This window comes from Rhodoferax sp., from assembly GCF_030646845.1.
Taxonomy (GTDB): domain Bacteria; phylum Pseudomonadota; class Gammaproteobacteria; order Burkholderiales; family Burkholderiaceae_C; genus Rhodoferax.
The window spans coordinates 42,323-59,300 of sequence record NZ_JAUSLE010000055.1; the positions used below are offsets into that span (position 1 = coordinate 42,323).

Consider the following 16,978-nt stretch of genomic DNA (forward strand, 5'->3'; position numbering starts at 1 on the left):
GGCTTGGCGGTGGATGCGTGCCAGTATCCTACGTGGCGCGGCGCTTGCGGCCGGGTGGCGCCAATTTTTTGGCCCGTGTCTCCGCCACCAGGTACAGCACGGCAGCCAGCGTCAGCGGGGCCAGGTAGTAGATGCTGCGGTAGACCAGCAGTGCCGCGAGTATTTCGTGGCTGGGCAGCTGGTGCGACAGCAGGACGACAAAGACTGCTTCCAGCACGCCGAGTCCGGCCGGGACGTGGGTGATGACGCCAGCCACCGCGGCGACCAGCAGCACGCCGACCACGGTGGGAAACGCGATCTTTTGCTGCAGAAGCATGTACACCACGCCGCCCATGAGCAGCCAGTTGGCTGCACCCATGCACAGTTGCAGAGCCGCCAGTCGCAGCGAGGGCAGGCTCAGTTCATGGGCCCTGAGGGTGAAGTTGCGTTGAGGGGATAAAGCGCACAGCAGCAGGTAGACGAGCGAGATCGCCAGCAGAACAAAACCCAGAATCTGCAGGCCGCCACTGCCAATTTTCCAGCCAGGCGGCAGTGCCGGGGTGTGAAAGCCAAAAATGACGCCAGCCAGCAGCAGATAGCCCATCCAGTTGCTCAGCATGCTGAAGGACATCACGCGGGTGATCGTGCCGGTGCCAAGCCCCAGCCGTGAATAAAGCCGGTAACGCAGGGCGACGCCGCCCACCAGCGAGCCCAGGTTGAGGTTGAACACGTAGCTGATGAAGGTGACCCGCATCACGGTGGGCGTGCGCAGCGTGTGGCCGGTGTAGTGCCGTCCGAGCAGGTCAAATGAACTGTACAAGGTGAGGCTGAGCAGGGCCAGCACGACGGCGCCCAGCAGCGAGGGCAGCGGGTAGCTGGCGACGGTGGCAAACACCTCGCGCCACTCGACAGCGCGCGCCTGGGTGACCAGAAGCCAGGCGACCAGCAAGAAGAAAGCGGTCGTTGCGGCGCGCTTCACCCAGGGCCACCACGCCTTGCCGGTGATGCCGGGCTTGCGCCGCACAGGTTTCTGCGTCATGACACCTGGCCTTCATTGACGTGATCGCTCCCCGCCTCGGTCATCAACTTTTCGGCTGGCGTCAGGCGCGGCGTATGGGCTGGCAGCCAGCCAAACCAGGCCGGGTAGCGCCGCAGCAAATGGAAAACGAAGAAGCTGCGCAAGCTCACCCAGATGCCGGTCTCGGCCACATCCCTGAGCAGGATCTGCTTGCAGCTCTTTTGTATCAGCAGTTCGAGGTGCTCGCCCAAGCCCCGGTTGAATGCGCGGTCCTTGATGATGACATTGGCCTCCAGGTTCAACGACAGGCTCAGCGGGTCCAGATTGCTGGAGCCCACCGTGGACCATTCGTCGTCGGTCAGCGCGACCTTGCCATGCAGCGGGCGCTCCTGGTATTCATAGATCTTGACGCCTGCCTCCAGCAGGTGGTGATAAAGCAGGCCGGCGGCGATTTTGACAATTGGCATGTCGGGCTCGCCCTGCAGGATCAGGTTCACGTCGACGCCGCGTCGCGCCGCCCGGCGCAGTTGCCGGAGCAGGCGGTAGCCAGGAAAAAAGTAGGCATTGGCGATGATGATGCGGTGTCGCGCACCGCGGATGGCGATGCGGTAGTGACGTTCAATGTCGCTTCGGTGTTCGCGGTTGTCGCGCGTCACCAGGAGGGCCTCGGCGGTGCCCGCCGCTGGCAGCGTGTTGTCCTGCGGAACTTCCGGCGCGCGTCCGAACAGGCGATGACGAAGGCTGGGCGGCTGACGCTGGGCGATCAGCAGCTGGGTCATCGCATAGTCCTGGATCTGGGTCACCAGCGGCCCCTCAATCTCCACCGAGTAGTCCTGCTTGGCCGTCGGGCCAAAGTCCGCCAGATGGTCGGCCGAGTAGTTGATGCCGCCAACGAAGGCGCGTGTGCCGTCGATCACGACAATCTTGCGGTGCATGCGCCGAAACACGTTGGTGCGGTAGCCCCACAGCCTGGGGCTGGGGTCGAACACATGGACCCGTACGCCGGCTTGCGTCAGTGCCGAGATGAAGGCGGGCGACAGGTCAGGCGAGCCGTAACCGTCGATGGTGACATCAATCTGCACGCCTCGTCTCGCTGCCGTCAGCAGCGCTGCCTGCAGGGCCAGGCCCACCTTGTCTTCAAACAGGATGAAGGTTTCCAGCAGGACCTCGCGCTCGGCCGCGGCAATGCACTCAAAAACGCGCGGGAAGAAGGCCTCGCCATTGATCAGCAGTGTGACCAGGTTGCCACCGACCCAACGCCCGTTCATAGCTCGATGTCCGCCGCCAGGGGTGCGTGGTCCGACAGATGGGACCAAGGTTTGAGCGGCAGCACCATTGGCGCGTGGCCGATCGCGTTACGCACGTAGATGCGGTCCAGCGGAAGCCAGGGAAAACGTGCCGGGAACGTGCGGGCGGCCTTGCCGTGGGCCTGTACAAATACCTCATGCATGCTGGCGCCCTGCGCCAGCACGTCGTGGGCGCGGCGGCGCCAGTCATTGAAGTCGCCCGCCGCAATCACCGGGGCATTGGCCGGGATGTGCTTGTGCACGATGTCGCACAGCATATGGAGCTGTTTGAGGCGGTGAGCCTCGGTCAGCCCGAGATGCACGCAAATGACGTGGACACAGGCGTCGCGGCCGGGCACCTGCAACTCACAGTGCAGCAGGCCACGCCCCTCGGCACCGCTGATGGAGACGTCCCGGTTGTCGAAGCTGACGATGGGAAACTTTGACAGCACGGCGTTGCCATGGTGGCCGCTGGTGTGGACGGCATTGCGCCCATAGGCGAACTGCGGCCAGATGCTGTCGGCCAGGAACTCGTAGTGGGGTGTGGCCGGGTAGTTGGCCACCCGACTTTCGTGCGAGGAGTGTGTCCCCGTTACCTCCTGCAAGAAAACCACATCGGCACCGACGCTGCGGATGGCTTCGCGCAACTCATGCAGGATGAATTTGCGGTTGAAGAACGAAAACCCCTTGTGGATGTTGACCGTCAGGACTTTGATGGAAAAGCTTGGCGACGCCGATGCAGGTGCTTCCTGGGTGGCGGCCAGCGCATCGGCTTCATTGGGTGAGGCGGTGACAGTGGCCGTTTGACCGAGGTTCATAAGGGATTCAGGAGAAGGCATGAGGCGAAAAGAAAGGGACAAGCTACATTTTTATGCCACCCGGTCCCCATCGACTGTAGGACAGCAAGCCAATTTTGCTCTTTTGACACATTTTGGGAAGCCTTTCAGAGGGCGAGGTCCTGGGCCGGCAGATGGGCCGCATCGCGCGTCGACGCGAACCTTTGCTTCGCTATAGACTTGAGTGACAGGAGTATTCATGAAAATCATTGATTCCATCGTTACCCAGGCCGCCGCTATGGCCACCATTCGCCGCGATATTCACGCCCACCCCGAGTTGTGTTTTGAAGAAGCCCGCACCGCCGATGTGGTGGCGCAGAAGCTCACCGAGTGGGGCATTCCCATTCACCGCGGCATGGGGACGACCGGTGTGGTCGGCATCGTCAAGAATGGAACCTCCGGGCGCGCCATCGGCCTGCGGGCGGACATGGATGCCCTGCCGATGCAGGAGTTCAACACCTTCAGCCACGCCAGCCAACACCCCGGCAAGATGCACGCCTGTGGCCATGATGGCCACACAGCCATGCTGTTGGCCGCGGCCCAGCACTTTGCCAAAAACCGTAATTTTGATGGCACGGTGTACTTGATCTTCCAACCCGCAGAAGAGGGCGGTGGTGGCGCGCGCGAGATGATCAAGGATGGTTTGTTTGACAAGTTTCCGATGGACGCCGTGTTTGGCATGCACAACTGGCCGGGCTCTGAAGTGGGCAAGTTTGCCGTCAGCCCGGGGCCGGTGATGGCCTCCAGTAATGAGTTCAAGATCACCATTCACGGCAAGGGCGGCCATGCGGCCCTGCCGCACAACGGGCTCGACCCGGTGCCGGTGGCCTGCCAGATGGTGCAGGCCTTTCAGACCATCATCAGCCGCAACAAGAAGCCGATCGATGCCGGTGTGATCTCCGTCACCATGATCCACGCCGGTGAGGCGACCAATGTCATACCCGACAGCTGTGAGTTGCAGGGCACCGTGCGCACCTTCACGCTGGAGGTGCTTGATCTGATCGAGCAGCGGATGAAGCAGATTGCGGAGCACACCTGTGCCGCGTTTGACATGACCTGCGACTTCGAGTTTGTCCGCAACTACCCACCCACCATCAACAGCGCCAGAGAATCAGAGTTCGCGCGCCGGGTGATGGCGAGCATCGTCGGTGAGGACAACGTCCAGGTGCAGGAGCCCACCATGGGGGCGGAGGATTTTTCCTACATGCTGCTGGCCAAACCCGGTTGCTACAGTTTCATTGCGAACGGTGACGGTGCACACCGGGAAATGGGGCATGGCGGCGGCCCCTGCATGCTGCACAACCCCAGTTATGACTTCAACGATGACCTGATTCCCCTGGGTGCCACCTATTGGGTGCGCCTGGCCGAGGAATGGCTCAAAGACGCTGCGTGAGGCCGTGCCACATGATGAATGTCGTTGATTCCTTCTCCGCCAGCTACGCAAAGGCGCGTGTCAAGTTTCTGGAGGCCGCCGCCACCGCCGGCTTGACCGTTACGTCCCATCTTCACCCGCTGTCCGGGCGGGATGGTGAAGCCCTGGCCATGGATGTGGCACTGGACGGGTCGCCGGATGCGAGCAAGCTGCTGATCGTGACCAGCGCCTGTCATGGCGTTGAGGGCTATTGCGGCAGCGGCGTGCAGGTGTTCGCGCTGCATGATGCGCAGTGGCGCGAAAAGGCCCGCGCGCAGGGTGTTGCCGTGCTGTACGTGCACGCCCTCAATCCTTTTGGTTTTTCGCATATTCGCCGTACCACCCACGAAAACGTGGACTTGAACCGTAATTTTCAGGATTTCTCGAAACCCTTGCCCGTGAACGAGGCCTATCGTGCCTTGCGTCCCTTGCTGCTGCCGGAACAATGGCCGCCAGACGCTGCCAACGCGCAAGCGGTGGCCCGGTTCATTGAGACGAATGGAATGGCCGCATTTCAGGCCGCGATCACGCGGGGTCAGCATGAGTTTCCCGAGGGCCTGTTCTTTGGTGGCACCGAACCGACCTGGAGCAACCGGACGATCCGTCAGGTGCTGCGGGATCATGCGCGCAAGGCACAGCGTATTGCCTGGATCGATTTGCACACGGGCCTGGGGCCCAACGGTGTGGGGGAGCGCATTTTTGCCTGCCGGGATGACCAGGCTGCTCTGGCAAGGGCTCGCGACTGGTGGGGCGGGCAGGGCGCGACGCCGGTGACATCGATCTATGACGGAACATCCACTTCCGCGTTTCTGACGGGGCTCATGTGGATTGCCCTGTACGAGGAATGTCCGCAGGCCGAGTACACCGGTATTGCCATGGAGTACGGCACGCAGCCGATGGCCGAGGTCATGCTGGCCCTGCGCGCCGAGCACTGGCTCAATATTCACCCGCAAGCGCCGGCGGCTTTGGCCAGGCAGATCAAGCAGCAAATGATGGATGCCTTTTACACCGACACCGACGCCTGGAAAGGCCAGATCATCAGCCAGGCACGCCAAGCCCTGTTTCAGGCGGTAGACGGACTCGGCGCCTGAGTCAATCCGCAAAGCGGCGCGCGGCCATCTCCAGCAAACCGTCAAAAATCAGGTTGTCCACCAGTTCGAAGGGCACCGACATGCTGGGGGCCATCTTCCAGCCCGCGCCGCCGGTCATGACGCATTTGGGTTCGGCGCCGCAGTGCATGCGCACATGCTGCACCATGCGCTCCACGGCGCCGGCAATGGCGTAGGTGCCGCCGCTGGTGAGCGCGTCACTGGTGTTGGTAGGGAATTCGCGCACCTCGCCGGTTGGCACGTGCAGTCCGGCGGTGCCTGACTCCAGGGCTCGCAGCATGATGCCGTGGCCCGGCAGGATCAGGCCGCCCAGGAACTTGCCGCTGGCATCAATCGCCTCCACCGTCACTGCGGTGCCCACCATGACGACGACCATTGGCCGCGCCGGGCCCTGAGCCAGAGCGCGGTGCCAGGCGCCGATCATCGCCACCCATCGGTCCGCGCCCAGGCGCGCGGGATAGTCATAGCCATTGGTCAGGCCAGCTTCTGCCGCACCGGACACCACCCATTGGGGGGCCACATCCCAGATTTCCATCTGCTCCTCAACCCGGCGTTTGACGGCGTCGCCAGCAACAATGCAGCCCAGCATGCGGTCGGGTGGCGTCACGGTGGCCCAGGCACCGTCCGCCAGTTTGTCAATATTTTCGAGAAACTCGGCGCCTTGGGCCAGCAACGGTGCGTCTGGATGGGGTGATTGGTGAAGCGCCCACTTCAGGCGGGTATTGCCAACGTCAATTGCCAGAAATGTCATGCCATCATTATCATCAAACCAGAGAGGGCTGGCCAACAGGGTTTGTCCGTTGTGGAACGATCTGCACGTTGCCGCCAAAACACTCGCCCACCGGATCACCAAGCCATGTCCATCGTTGAACTCCCTGCCCATTCCTTGTCCTGCGCCATCCATGCGAGGGAGATTTCCTGCCGTGATGTGATGCAGGCCTACCTGCGCCGGATTGACTTGGTCAACCCGAGGCATCAGGCCATTGTGAGCCTGCAGGATGGCGATCTGCTGCTGCGCCAAGCCGATGAGCGAGACGCGCAGCTGGCGCGTGGTGAGTCCCTGGGCTGGATGCATGGCATGCCGCAGGCCATCAAGGACCTTGCCAACTCGGCGGGTATCCCCACCACGCTCGGCTCGTCCCTGATGCGCAACTTTGTCCCGCAGGAAGACGGTTTGATGGTGCAGCGCATGAAAGCGGCCGGCTGTATCGTGATCGGCAAGACCAATACGCCCGAATTTGGCCTGGGCTCGCATACCTTCAACGAGGTGTTTGGTGCCACCCGCAATGCCTACGATATCTCGCGCTCGGCCGGGGGCAGCAGTGGGGGCGCGGCGGTGGCAGTGGCCCTGCGCATGTTGCCGGTGGCCGATGGTTCGGATTTCATGGGCAGCCTGCGCAACCCGGCCGGCTGGAACAATGTCTTTGGCCTGCGGCCCAGCCAGGGGCGCGTGCCGATGTGGCCGGCGCAGGACGCCTGGGTCAGCCAGCTCGGTACCGAAGGTCCGATGGGGCGCACCGTTCAGGATGTTGCCCGTCTGCTTGATGTGCAGGCTGGCTTTGATCAGCGCGCTCCTCTTTCGATAGCTGATGGCGCCCGTTTTACGGGGGCTTTGGGTGGTTTTGACTGCAAAAGAGTGCGCATTGGCTGGCTGGGGGATCTTTCGGGCCATCTCACCATGGAGCCGGGCATTCTCGACGTGTGCGAGCAGGGGCTGCACCGGCTGGAGGTGCTGGGCTGCACGGTGGAACCGGCGCAGCTGGGCATGCCACCGGAGACGATCTGGCGGGCCTGGCTGGTCTGGCGCCGCGCGCTGGTCGCGGCGCGCATCGCCCCGTTCTTGTTGAATCCAAAAAATCGCGCACTGATCAAGGCCGAGGCGTTGTGGGAGCACGAGCAGGCGCGCAACCTCAGCGGCACCGAATTCCTGAGTGCCAGCGTGCAGCGCACGGCCTTTTACCAGCACATGCTCTCGTTGTTCAAAGAACATGACTTCCTGGCCTTGCCGGTGGCGCAGGTCTGGCCCTTCGATGTCGATCAGCGCTGGCCGGGTTACATCAATGGCGTCGAGATGGACACCTACCATCGCTGGATGGAGGTGACTATTTACGCCACCTTTGCCGGGTTGCCCTGCATCAGTGTGCCGGTCGGGTTTGATGCTCGTGGCTTGCCCATGGGCCTGCAGGTGATCGGCAAGCCGCATGGCGACTGGGAGTTGCTGCAACTGGCGTATGCCTATGAGCAAACCGCGCAAGAGGTACTTCAACGCCCGCCACCTGTGGCGTCAGCATGGCGGTGAAAGGGTGACTGCGTCCTAGCCCTGCCGCCAAGGCAGGCCGTGGTAGCGCCAGCCGTTTTTGCGCCCCCGCTGTGCGTGCTCGTCCGGATCGCCTTCAAAACCCTCAAGGATGTTGTAGGCCTCCAGCCCCAGCTCGGTGGCGCGTCTGGCCGCTGCGATGGAGCGCACACCGCTGCGGCACAACAAGACGACTTTCTTGTCGGCCGGCACGGCTGCCAGCAGACCGTCATCAAAGGCGGAATTCATGACCATGCCCGGCCACTGCTTCCACGCCAGGGGAACAGCGCCTGGCACAAAACCCACCCATTCACGCTCGGCGTCGGTGCGAACATCAACCAGTACCGCGTCGCCTGCCTGCCACCACTGACAGGCCAGTTGGGGCGATACATCGCCGGCATAGCCCTGCGCGGGACGCGCCGTCAGCATCGCTTCGCCGCCTGCGTCATGCCGCAGCCCCGAGCTGAGATTGGCCGGCACTGCTTCGTCAATGCGTTTGGGCTTGGGTAAATGCAGCGCCGCCATGATGGCGGTGAACTCGGCCAGCGTCTTGCCCGCCACGCGCGCGTTGCCGGCCTTCTCCGCCGCGATGGTGGAATGGGTACGCCCGTGGTAGTCATGCCCCGGCCAGACCGTGGTGGCATCCGGCAGTGCAAACAGGACCTGGGTCAGGCTGTGATACAGCGCCTCGGAACTGCCGGATTGGAAGTCGGTACGACCACAGCCGTTGATCAGCAAGGTGTCACCGGTGAATACGTGCTCACGCCACAGAAAGCTCATGCTGCCGGCGGTGTGTCCGGGCGTATGAAGTGCCTTGATTTGCTCGTGGCCAAAACTGAGGGTGTCGCCGTCCTTGAGTTGGACCGCGGCCGTGGTGATGCCGCAGCCAGCGGGCGCTGCGGTTCTGGCGCCCGCCAACTCGGCCAGCTGTCCGGCGCTGGTGATGTGGTCAGCGTGGGCGTGTGTCTCCACGGTCCAGAGCAGCTTCAGGCCGTACTCGCGCAGGGTTGCCAGATCGCGCTCCAGCTGAACGTCCACCGGATCGATGATGATGGCATCGCGCGTTCCCTCATCAAACAGGACGTAGGTGTAGGTGGAAGATGCCGGGTCAAAAAGCTGGATGGGTTTCATGGCGGGTCTGGATCTGTTGAAGGGTGAAGAAACGATTGCGCACCTGTTGATTTTCACATTGATGCTGACGGGGAGCAACTCAAACGCGCCCGGCAGCTGGCTGATTCAAATGGGGGCATTGCCGGTTGCGGTTCCATGACGATCGCGAGCCGGCACCGGATTAGTTGAAAAAAATTAAAAACTCTTGTGAGTTAAAAGAACTCCGATAGTGGCTTTCATTGGTAATTACCCTGTAACAAATGTCCGGAAAAAGGAAAAAGATAGGCTGTTTGCCAATCAACAACAGGAGACACAAGCATGACCGATAGCAAGACCCCCCGTCGCCGCAGCCTGCTCAAGGGCGCTGCCCTGGCCGCGGGTGCCATGGCTGCCCCCATGGTCGCCAAGGCGCAAACCGGGCCGATTTCAATGCGTTGGCAAAGTACCTGGCCAGCCAAGGACATCTTTCATGAGTATGCCCTCGACTACGCCAAAAAAGTGAACGACATGACCGGCGGCGATCTCAAGATCGAAGTATTGCCAGCGGGCGCCGTGGTGCCGGCATTCGGATTGCTGGAAGCGGTGTCCAAGGGTACGCTGGATGGTGGACATGGTGTGTTGGGTTACCACTACGGCAAGCAGAATGCGCTCGCGCTGTGGAACTCCGGCCCCGCATTTGGCATGGACGCCAACATGATTCTGGCCTGGCACAAGTACGGCGGCGGTGCCGAACTGCTGGCGAAACTCTACGCCTCCATCGGTGGCAATGTGCAGTCATTCCTGTACGGCCCGATGGCAACCCAGCCGCTGGGCTGGTTCAAGAAGCCCATCACCAAACCGGAAGACTTCAAGGGCCTCAAGTTCCGTACCAATGGCCTGGCGATTGACTTGTTCACGGCGATGGGTGCTGCGGTGAACGCGCTCCCCGGTGGCGAGATCGTGCCCGCCATGGACCGTGGCCTGCTTGACGGGGCCGAGTTCAACAATGCCTCCTCGGACCGCCTGCTGGGCTTTCCTGACGTGTCCAAGGTCTGCATGCTGCAGAGCTACCACCAGAGCGCCGAGACGTTCGAGATCATGTTCAACAAGACCAAGTACGACGCGCTGCCGCCAAAAATGAAGGCAATCATCGCCGGCGCCACCGAGGCCGCATCGGCCGAGATGTCCTGGAAGGCGATTGACCGCTACTCCAAGGACTACATCGAGTTGCAGACCAAAGACAAGGTCAAGTTCTACAAGACCCCCGATTCTGTTTTGCAGGCCCAACTCAAACTGTGGGATGCCATCATTGAGAAGAAGTCGGCGGAAAATCCCTTGTTCAAGGAAGTCGTCGCATCGCAGAAGGCATTTGCCGGGCGCGCTGTGAAGTGGGACCAGGATACTTACGTCAATCGGCGCATGGCTGTGAACCATTTCTTCCCAGCCAAGAAGGCTTGACCGGTTCTTGCAGCATCCATCGGCCATTCGGACCTTGTCCGGATGGCTGTTTTCTTTTAAGCAGATCAGACCATGCAGAAATTGCTACTTGCGATTGACCGGATCAGTACTTTTATTGGGCAGGCATTTTCGTGGCTCATCGTCGCACTCACGTTCATGATCTCCTGGGAGGTGTTCTCGCGCTATGCGCTGGACAATCCGCACCCGTGGGCCTTCGATGTCATGAGCATGATGTACGGCAGCCTGTTCATGATGGCGGGTGCCTATACCTTGTCCAAGAACGGCCATGTGCGCGGTGATGTGCTCTATGGCTTCTTCCCACCGCGTCTGCAGGCGGGCCTGGACCTGGCGCTGTACATTTTGTTTTTCATTCCGGGGGTCGTGGCGCTGGCCTGGGCCGGCTACAACTATGCCGCTGATTCCTGGGCCATCAACGAGCATTCAAACATCACGGCCAACGGACCGCCGGTCTACCCGTTCAAGACCATCATCCCTCTTGCCGGCGCCTTCCTGCTGGCGCAAGGCCTGGTGGAAATTGTGCGCTGCATCGTCTGTCTGCAGCAGGGGGAGTGGCCGGCGCGTGGAGAAGACGTCGAGGAAGTGGACGTTGAAAAACTGAAGGAAATGGTGCATGTCAAGGACGAAGATATCGCCAAACTCGATGCTCTCGTTGTGAAAGCCACGGGGAGCCAGCGATGAGAAAAGAAGTCTGGTTCGGGCTCTCGATCATGGCCGCCGTCGTGCTTGCGGCGTTTGTGCTGCTGCCGTCGCCGTCGATGATGACCAACGGCCATCTGGGTCTTCTCATGCTGGCTCTGGTGGTCGTCGCCATCATGCTTGGTTTTCCCACCGCATTCACCCTGATGGGCATGGGCATGGTGTTTGCCTGGATCGCTTATCGAAGTCAGAACCCGGGGTTGGCGGTGCAACAGACGCTGGACTTGATGGTGCAGCGTACCTATTCGGTCATGTCGAATGACGTGCTGATCTCCATTCCCCTGTTCGTCTTCATGGGTTACCTGATCGAGCGTGCCAACCTGATCGAGAAGCTGTTCAAGAGCATGCATCTCGCCACCGCGCGCGTTCCTGGCTCACTGGCGGTGGCGACTATCATCACCTGCGCTATTTTTGCTACCGCGACCGGTATTGTGGGTGCTGTGGTCACCTTGATGGGCTTGCTGGCTTTGCCGGCCATGCTGCGCGCCGGCTACAGCGTGCAGCTGTCCGCGGGTGCCATCACGGCAGGCGGTTGTCTGGGTATCCTGATCCCGCCGTCGGTGATGCTGATCGTGTACGGCGCCACCGCGGGCGTGTCGGTGGTCAAGCTCTATGCGGGCGCCTTTTTTCCTGGTCTCATGCTGGCGGGCTTGTACATCCTCTATGTGGTTGTGCTGGCCAAGTTCAAGCCCCATCTGGCGCCGCCCATGTCGGCCGAAGACCGGCGTGTACCGCTGCCCGTATTCGCGGAGATCGTCTCGACCAGCATCAGTAACAAAGTGCTGCCCGGGCTGATGGGTGCGATCAAGGGCAAGCGCAATGTCGCGGTCCCAATGCGTGAGCTCCTCAGTCACTTGCTGATCGCCTTGCTGCCAGCGCTGGCGGTCGTGCTGGTCATGGGCGCTGTTTTCCTGAAAGTGACAGCGCCGGTCGAGCAGGAGGCGATAGAGGGGGTTGTCGCGATGGGTAGCGCAGCCATGGGTGCGGTGGAGGAAGATCAAGCTGATGCCGGGACCTTGCAGGAGCCTGAAGCAGAGGATGGCCTGGCGGAGCCCCCCACCGAGGGCACCTCGCAAGCGCCTGCGGCCAGCGTGCCGGCCGAGACGGCGAAGCCGAGCGCGCCGGTCGCGGCCGAAGCGGTTACTTCGTCCGAGCGAGTGCCCGCACCGGCGAGCTTCTGGGTTGCGCTGGCCAGCTGTGCAGTTGCACTGGCACTCTTCTATGCATTCTTCAGCTTCGCCCGGCTGGAGATTTTCAAGATGCTGCTGGGGTCGTTTTTCCCGCTGGCGATCATGATTCTGGCGGTGCTTGGCAGTATCGTGTTCGGTCTGGCAACACCGACCGAAGCGGCGGCGATGGGCTCGCTGGGCGGTCTGCTGCTGGCGGCGGCCTACCGGCGACTCAACTTCGGGGTGTTGAGGGAATCGGTCTACCTCACTGCGAAGACCAGCGCCATGGTCTGCTGGCTGTTCGTTGGCTCGAGCATCTTTTCGGCCGCCTTCGCCCTGCTCGGCGGGCAGGAGATCATCAACCAGTGGGTGCTGTCGCTCGACATGACGCCGGTGCAGTTCATGATCATGGCGCAGGTCGTGATTTTTCTGCTGGGCTGGCCGCTGGAGTGGACCGAGATCATCGTCATTTTCATGCCGATCTTCATCCCGCTGTTGCCACACTTCGGTGTTGATCCGCTGTTCTTTGGATTGTTGGTGGCACTGAATCTGCAAACGGCCTTTCTCAGCCCCCCGGTGGCAATGGCTGCGTTCTACCTGAAGGGCGTGAGTCCGCCGCATGTGACGCTGAACCAGATCTTCTCTGGCATGCTGCCTTTCATGGCGATCCAGGTCCTGGCCATTATTTTGCTGTACCAGTTCCCGGCAATTGGACTGTGGTTGCCGCAGTTGCTGTACAAATAGGACGTCCGCTGCTTGCGGGCAATTCAAAAAAGGGGCGCATGAGCGCCTCTTTTTTTTGGAAAAGCGCTAAGATTGACGTTTACGTAAACGTCAAGTCAGCCAATACGATTCTGATGCTGACTCGTTACCCCATTGGCCCCCGGAGACAACACCATGACCGACCTGTCCGCTGAATTCAAGGCGCTTAGCCAGTATCGCCCCGCTAACAAGGTGCGCTTTGTTACGGCGGCCAGTCTGTTTGACGGCCATGATGCGGCGATCAACATCATGCGCCGGATTCTGCAAGGCATGGGCGCCGAGGTGATTCACCTGGGTCACAACCGCAGCGTGGATGAAGTCGTGACGGCGGCCCTGCAGGAAGATGCGCAGGGCATCGCCATCAGTTCTTACCAAGGGGGGCACGTCGAGTATTTCAAGTACATGGTGGACCTGCTCAAAGAGCGCGGCGGCGCGCACATTCAGGTGTTTGGGGGTGGCGGTGGCGTTATTGTTCCGCCGGAAATTCGCGAACTGCAAGCGTATGGTGTGGCCCGCATCTTCAGCCCCGAAGACGGCCAGCGCATGGGGCTGGCCGGGATGATTGGGGAGATGGTGATGCGCTGCGACAAGGATTTGTCTGCCTACGCGCCAAAGGACATGGCGGCCATTCAGGGCCATACCGAAATGAGCTGGCGCGCGCTGGCGCAACTCATCACCGGGCTGGAGAACGAAAAAGCGGCAGGCGAGGGAAAGGGCGCACCTTCCGAGCATTTGACGGCACTCACCCAGGAAATACGGGCGGAAGCTGCTATCAAAAAGATACCGGTTCTGGGAATTACAGGCACGGGTGGCGCCGGCAAATCATCACTGACTGATGAGCTGATTCGCCGTCTGCGGCTGGATCAGAATGACAGTCTGCGCGTGGCCGTGATCAGCATCGATCCGTCGCGGCGCAAGAGCGGCGGCGCGCTGCTGGGGGATCGTATTCGCATGAACGCCATCAGTCCCTGGCGTCAGGGTCCACGCGTTTTCATGCGCAGCCTGGCGACGCGTGACTTTGGCTCAGAGATCAGCGCCGCGCTGCCTGACGTCATTGCGGCCTGCAAGGTGGCAGGCTTCGATCTGATAGTGGTGGAAACCTCGGGCATCGGCCAGGGTGACGCGGCCATCGTGCCGCATGTGGATGTGCCCCTGTATGTGATGACGCCTGAATTCGGCGCCGCCAGCCAGCTTGAAAAAATCGACATGCTGGATTTTGCCGAGTTTGTGGCGATCAACAAGTTTGACCGCAAGGGGGCGTTAGATGCCCTGCGCGACGTGGCCAAGCAAGTGCAGCGCAACAAGGAGGCCTGGACCACGCCCGCAGAACAAATGCCCGTGTTCGGCACCATGGCGGCGCGTTTCAATGATGACGGTGTCACGGCCTTGTACCAGGCCCTGAAGCCGCGTCTGGCCGCGCTGGGCATGACGCTGGCACCCTCGTCCCAGCTCCCGATCGTCTCGGTTCGCCACAGCACCAACCAGACGCCGGTGGTGCCTGCCGCGCGCACCCGCTATCTGGCCGAAATCAGTGATACCGTGCGCAGTTACAAAAAGCGCGCCCGTAGCCAGGCCACACTGGCCCGGGAGATCCAGCAGCTGCAGGAAACCGGTCGCATGCTCAAGCTGGATGACCCGAACAAGACCAATGCCTACCAGGCCGTGCTGGACCTGGCGGGGCAGCGTGAGGCGCATCTGGGTGCGGCAGAAAGAAAACTGCTTTCACAATGGCCCACCATGCAGGCCGCCTACGCGGGGGATGAGTACGTTGTCAAAATCCGGGATAAGGAAATTCGTACCGCATTGACTACCAAGAGCCTGAGCGGCACGACGATTCGCAAGGTCGCGTTACCGCAGTACGAAGACCACGGCGAAATTCTGAAGTGGCTGATGCTGGACAACGTGCCTGGCAGCTACCCATACACCGCCGGCACCTTCGCCTTCAAGCGTGAAGGCGAAGACCCGACCCGCATGTTCGCCGGCGAAGGCGACGCGTTTCGCACCAACACGCGCTTCAAATTATTGAGTTCGGGCATGGCGGCCAAGCGCCTGTCGACGGCGTTTGACTCGGTCACACTGTATGGCAACGACCCCGATCCGCGTCCTGACATTTACGGCAAGGTGGGCAATTCGGGCGTGAGCATTGCCACGCTCGACGACATGAAAGTGCTGTACAGCGGGTTTGACCTGTGCAGTCCATCCACCAGTGTCAGCATGACCATCAACGGCCCGGCACCCAGCATTCTGGCCATGTTCATGAACACGGCCATTGACCAGAATATTGACAAATTCAAGGTGGACAATGGCCGGGACCCGACCGACACCGAACTCGAAAAAATCAGGGAATGGGTGCAGGAGAATGTACGCGGCACCGTGCAGGCCGACATCCTGAAGGAAGATCAGGGCCAGAATACCTGCATCTTCTCCACTGAATTCAGTTTGAAGGTGATGGGCGACATCGCCGAGTATTTTGTGCATAACCGGGTGCGCAATTTCTATTCGGTGTCTATCAGCGGCTATCACATCGCGGAAGCCGGGGCCAACCCGATCAGCCAGCTGGCGTTCACCCTCTCCAACGGCTTCACTTTTGTCGAGGCCTATCTGGCGCGCGGCATGCACATCGACGATTTCGCGCCCAACCTGAGCTTCTTCTTCAGCAATGGCATGGACCCTGAATACACCGTGATGGGCCGCGTGGCGCGTCGCATCTGGGCGGTGGCCATGAAGGAGAAATACGGCGCCAACGAACGTAGCCAGAAGCTGAAATACCATATCCAGACATCCGGGCGCAGCCTGCACGCGCAGGAAATCCAGTTCAATGACATTCGCACCACGCTGCAGGCGCTGATCGCGATTTACGACAATTGCAACAGTTTGCACACCAACGCGTTCGATGAAGCCATCACCACGCCGACCGAAGACTCGGTGCGCCGCGCCATGGCGATCCAGCTCATCATCAACCGGGAATGGGGCCTGGCCAAGAACGAAAACCCGTCACAGGGCGCCTTCATCATTGAAGAACTGACGGAGTTGCTGGAAGAAGCGGTGCTGCTGGAGTTCGAGCGCATTGCCGAGCGCGGTGGCGTGCTGGGCGCAATGGAGACCGGCTACCAGCGCGGCCGGATTCAGGACGAGTCCATGCACTACGAGATGCTCAAGCACACGGGCGAGCTGCCCATCATCGGCGTCAACACCTTCCGCAACCCGCATGGCGACGCGGTACTCGACAAGCTGGAACTGGCCCGCTCAACCGACGAGGAGAAGCAGAGCCAGCTCAAGCGGCTGGCTGACTTTCACGCGCTGCACGCGAACGAATCCCCTGGCATGCTGAAGCGACTGCAGCAAGCTGTGATCGAAAACAAGAATGTGTTTGAGGTGCTGATGGACGCAGTGCGCGTGTGCTCACTGGGCCAGATCACCAATGCCCTGTTTGAAGTGGGCGGCCAGTACCGGCGCAATATGTAAGTACTACAAGTATGGCGCCGGCCCAGGGGCAGGCTTAGCCGCCTTTGCGGGGGCGCTTGCCGGGATTTTTCTTGTTGTTGGTGGCGGTGCCGCGCTCCAGGCTGCGCAGCTGACCGCGGCCCGCTGTGAAGCATACGCCCTTGGGGGGCACAGGACGGGGGGTTGCGCGACGCTCGGCTTCTGTACGGAACTCTTTGGCCATGAAATAACTCCAGTTAATTGCGGAAACCTGCAATTATCTCAGTACTTGGTGAATCCGGTGCCGCCTCGTCCGGGCCAGACGGAACGGAGGGTCGATTTCCCCTTCTGCAATCGACAGTAAATAGTTGACGGTGCGTGCCTCAAGAAGACGCGCGCAGTGCCGATATATCTACCTGTCAGTA

Annotated in this window: 14 protein-coding genes and 1 pseudogene; 8 read left to right on the plus strand and 7 right to left on the minus strand. The window is 61.1% G+C overall.

The features are described 5' to 3' along the window. Positions 1-28: 28 nt before the first annotated feature. Genes Q7T10_RS13200 through Q7T10_RS13210 form a run of 3 tightly spaced genes read right to left on the minus strand, consistent with a single transcriptional unit; the run spans position 29 to position 3,101 of the window. Positions 29-1,018 (minus strand): lysylphosphatidylglycerol synthase domain-containing protein, encoded by a 990-nt coding sequence (locus Q7T10_RS13200; RefSeq protein WP_304748944.1) that lies wholly within the window; start codon positions 1,016-1,018, stop codon positions 29-31. Beyond that, the gene (gene clsB / locus Q7T10_RS13205) at positions 1,015-2,265 is read right to left on the minus strand and encodes a cardiolipin synthase ClsB (RefSeq protein WP_304748947.1); all 1,251 of its coding nucleotides are present in this window, start codon (positions 2,263-2,265) and stop codon (positions 1,015-1,017) included. The genes Q7T10_RS13200 and clsB overlap by 4 nt, the downstream gene beginning before the upstream one ends. Then, positions 2,262-3,101 carry an endonuclease/exonuclease/phosphatase family protein gene (locus Q7T10_RS13210; RefSeq protein WP_304748949.1) on the minus strand — a complete coding sequence of 280 codons (840 nt, stop codon included), beginning with the start codon at positions 3,099-3,101 and terminating at the stop codon, positions 2,262-2,264. Before Q7T10_RS13210 ends, clsB begins: the two co-directional genes overlap by 4 nt. A 217-nt stretch (positions 3,102-3,318) precedes the next feature. On the opposite strand from Q7T10_RS13210, the gene Q7T10_RS13215 reads away from it, so the two are divergent. Next, complete coding sequence (locus Q7T10_RS13215; protein ID WP_304748950.1) at positions 3,319-4,512, plus strand: M20 aminoacylase family protein; 1,194 nt, start codon at positions 3,319-3,321, stop codon at positions 4,510-4,512. An 11-nt stretch (positions 4,513-4,523) separates the two neighbouring features. Beyond that, the gene (locus tag Q7T10_RS13220) at positions 4,524-5,621 is read left to right on the plus strand and encodes a M14 family metallopeptidase (RefSeq protein WP_304748952.1); all 1,098 of its coding nucleotides are present in this window, start codon (positions 4,524-4,526) and stop codon (positions 5,619-5,621) included. A 1-nt stretch (position 5,622) separates the two neighbouring features. Here Q7T10_RS13220 and Q7T10_RS13225 read toward each other — a convergent pair whose 3' ends face one another. Further along, positions 5,623-6,390: a type III pantothenate kinase gene (locus Q7T10_RS13225; protein ID WP_304748953.1), complete on the minus strand. Its 768-nt coding sequence runs from the start codon at positions 6,388-6,390 to the stop codon at positions 5,623-5,625. Positions 6,391-6,495: 105 nt separating this feature from the next. Between Q7T10_RS13225 and Q7T10_RS13230 the strand changes: the two genes are divergently transcribed. Beyond that, positions 6,496-7,938 carry an amidase gene (locus Q7T10_RS13230; protein ID WP_304748955.1) on the plus strand — a complete coding sequence of 481 codons (1,443 nt, stop codon included), beginning with the start codon at positions 6,496-6,498 and terminating at the stop codon, positions 7,936-7,938. 15 nt (positions 7,939-7,953) lie between these two features. On the opposite strand, the gene Q7T10_RS13235 is transcribed toward Q7T10_RS13230, so the two are convergent. Both Q7T10_RS13235 and Q7T10_RS13240 read right to left on the minus strand, forming a co-directional pair. Then, on the minus strand, positions 7,954-8,364 hold the full coding sequence (locus Q7T10_RS13235) for a rhodanese-like domain-containing protein (protein WP_304749019.1): 411 nt from the start codon (positions 8,362-8,364) through the stop codon (positions 7,954-7,956). A gap of 201 nt (positions 8,365-8,565) precedes the next feature. Beyond that, positions 8,566-9,066, minus strand: a pseudogene (locus Q7T10_RS13240) (MBL fold metallo-hydrolase); the annotation flags it as partial. Here Q7T10_RS13240 and Q7T10_RS13245 point away from each other — a divergent pair. The 5 genes from Q7T10_RS13245 to icmF all read left to right on the plus strand — a co-directional run bounded on the left by Q7T10_RS13245 (position 9,065) and on the right by icmF (position 16,595). Continuing rightward, positions 9,065-9,205, plus strand: a complete 141-nt coding sequence (locus tag Q7T10_RS13245; RefSeq protein WP_304748957.1) for a hypothetical protein — start codon at positions 9,065-9,067, stop codon at positions 9,203-9,205. The pseudogene Q7T10_RS13240 and the gene Q7T10_RS13245 overlap by 2 nt on opposite strands. A gap of 158 nt (positions 9,206-9,363) precedes the next feature. Beyond that, the gene (locus Q7T10_RS13250; RefSeq protein ID WP_304748960.1) at positions 9,364-10,482 is read left to right on the plus strand and encodes a TRAP transporter substrate-binding protein; all 1,119 of its coding nucleotides are present in this window, start codon (positions 9,364-9,366) and stop codon (positions 10,480-10,482) included. 72 nt (positions 10,483-10,554) lie between these two features. After that, complete coding sequence (locus Q7T10_RS13255) at positions 10,555-11,181, plus strand: TRAP transporter small permease subunit (RefSeq protein WP_304748962.1); 627 nt, start codon at positions 10,555-10,557, stop codon at positions 11,179-11,181. Further along, positions 11,178-13,112 carry a TRAP transporter large permease subunit gene (locus Q7T10_RS13260; protein ID WP_304748964.1) on the plus strand — a complete coding sequence of 645 codons (1,935 nt, stop codon included), beginning with the start codon at positions 11,178-11,180 and terminating at the stop codon, positions 13,110-13,112. The genes Q7T10_RS13255 and Q7T10_RS13260 overlap by 4 nt, the downstream gene beginning before the upstream one ends. 153 nt (positions 13,113-13,265) lie before the next feature. After that, a complete protein-coding gene (gene icmF / locus Q7T10_RS13265; protein ID WP_304748967.1) occupies positions 13,266-16,595 on the plus strand; it encodes a fused isobutyryl-CoA mutase/GTPase IcmF in 3,330 nt (1,109 codons plus the stop codon). A 34-nt stretch (positions 16,596-16,629) separates the two neighbouring features. Here icmF and Q7T10_RS13270 read toward each other — a convergent pair whose 3' ends face one another. Next, on the minus strand, positions 16,630-16,797 hold the full coding sequence (locus tag Q7T10_RS13270; RefSeq protein WP_304748969.1) for a hypothetical protein: 168 nt from the start codon (positions 16,795-16,797) through the stop codon (positions 16,630-16,632). Between the last annotated feature and the right edge of the window lie 181 nt (positions 16,798-16,978).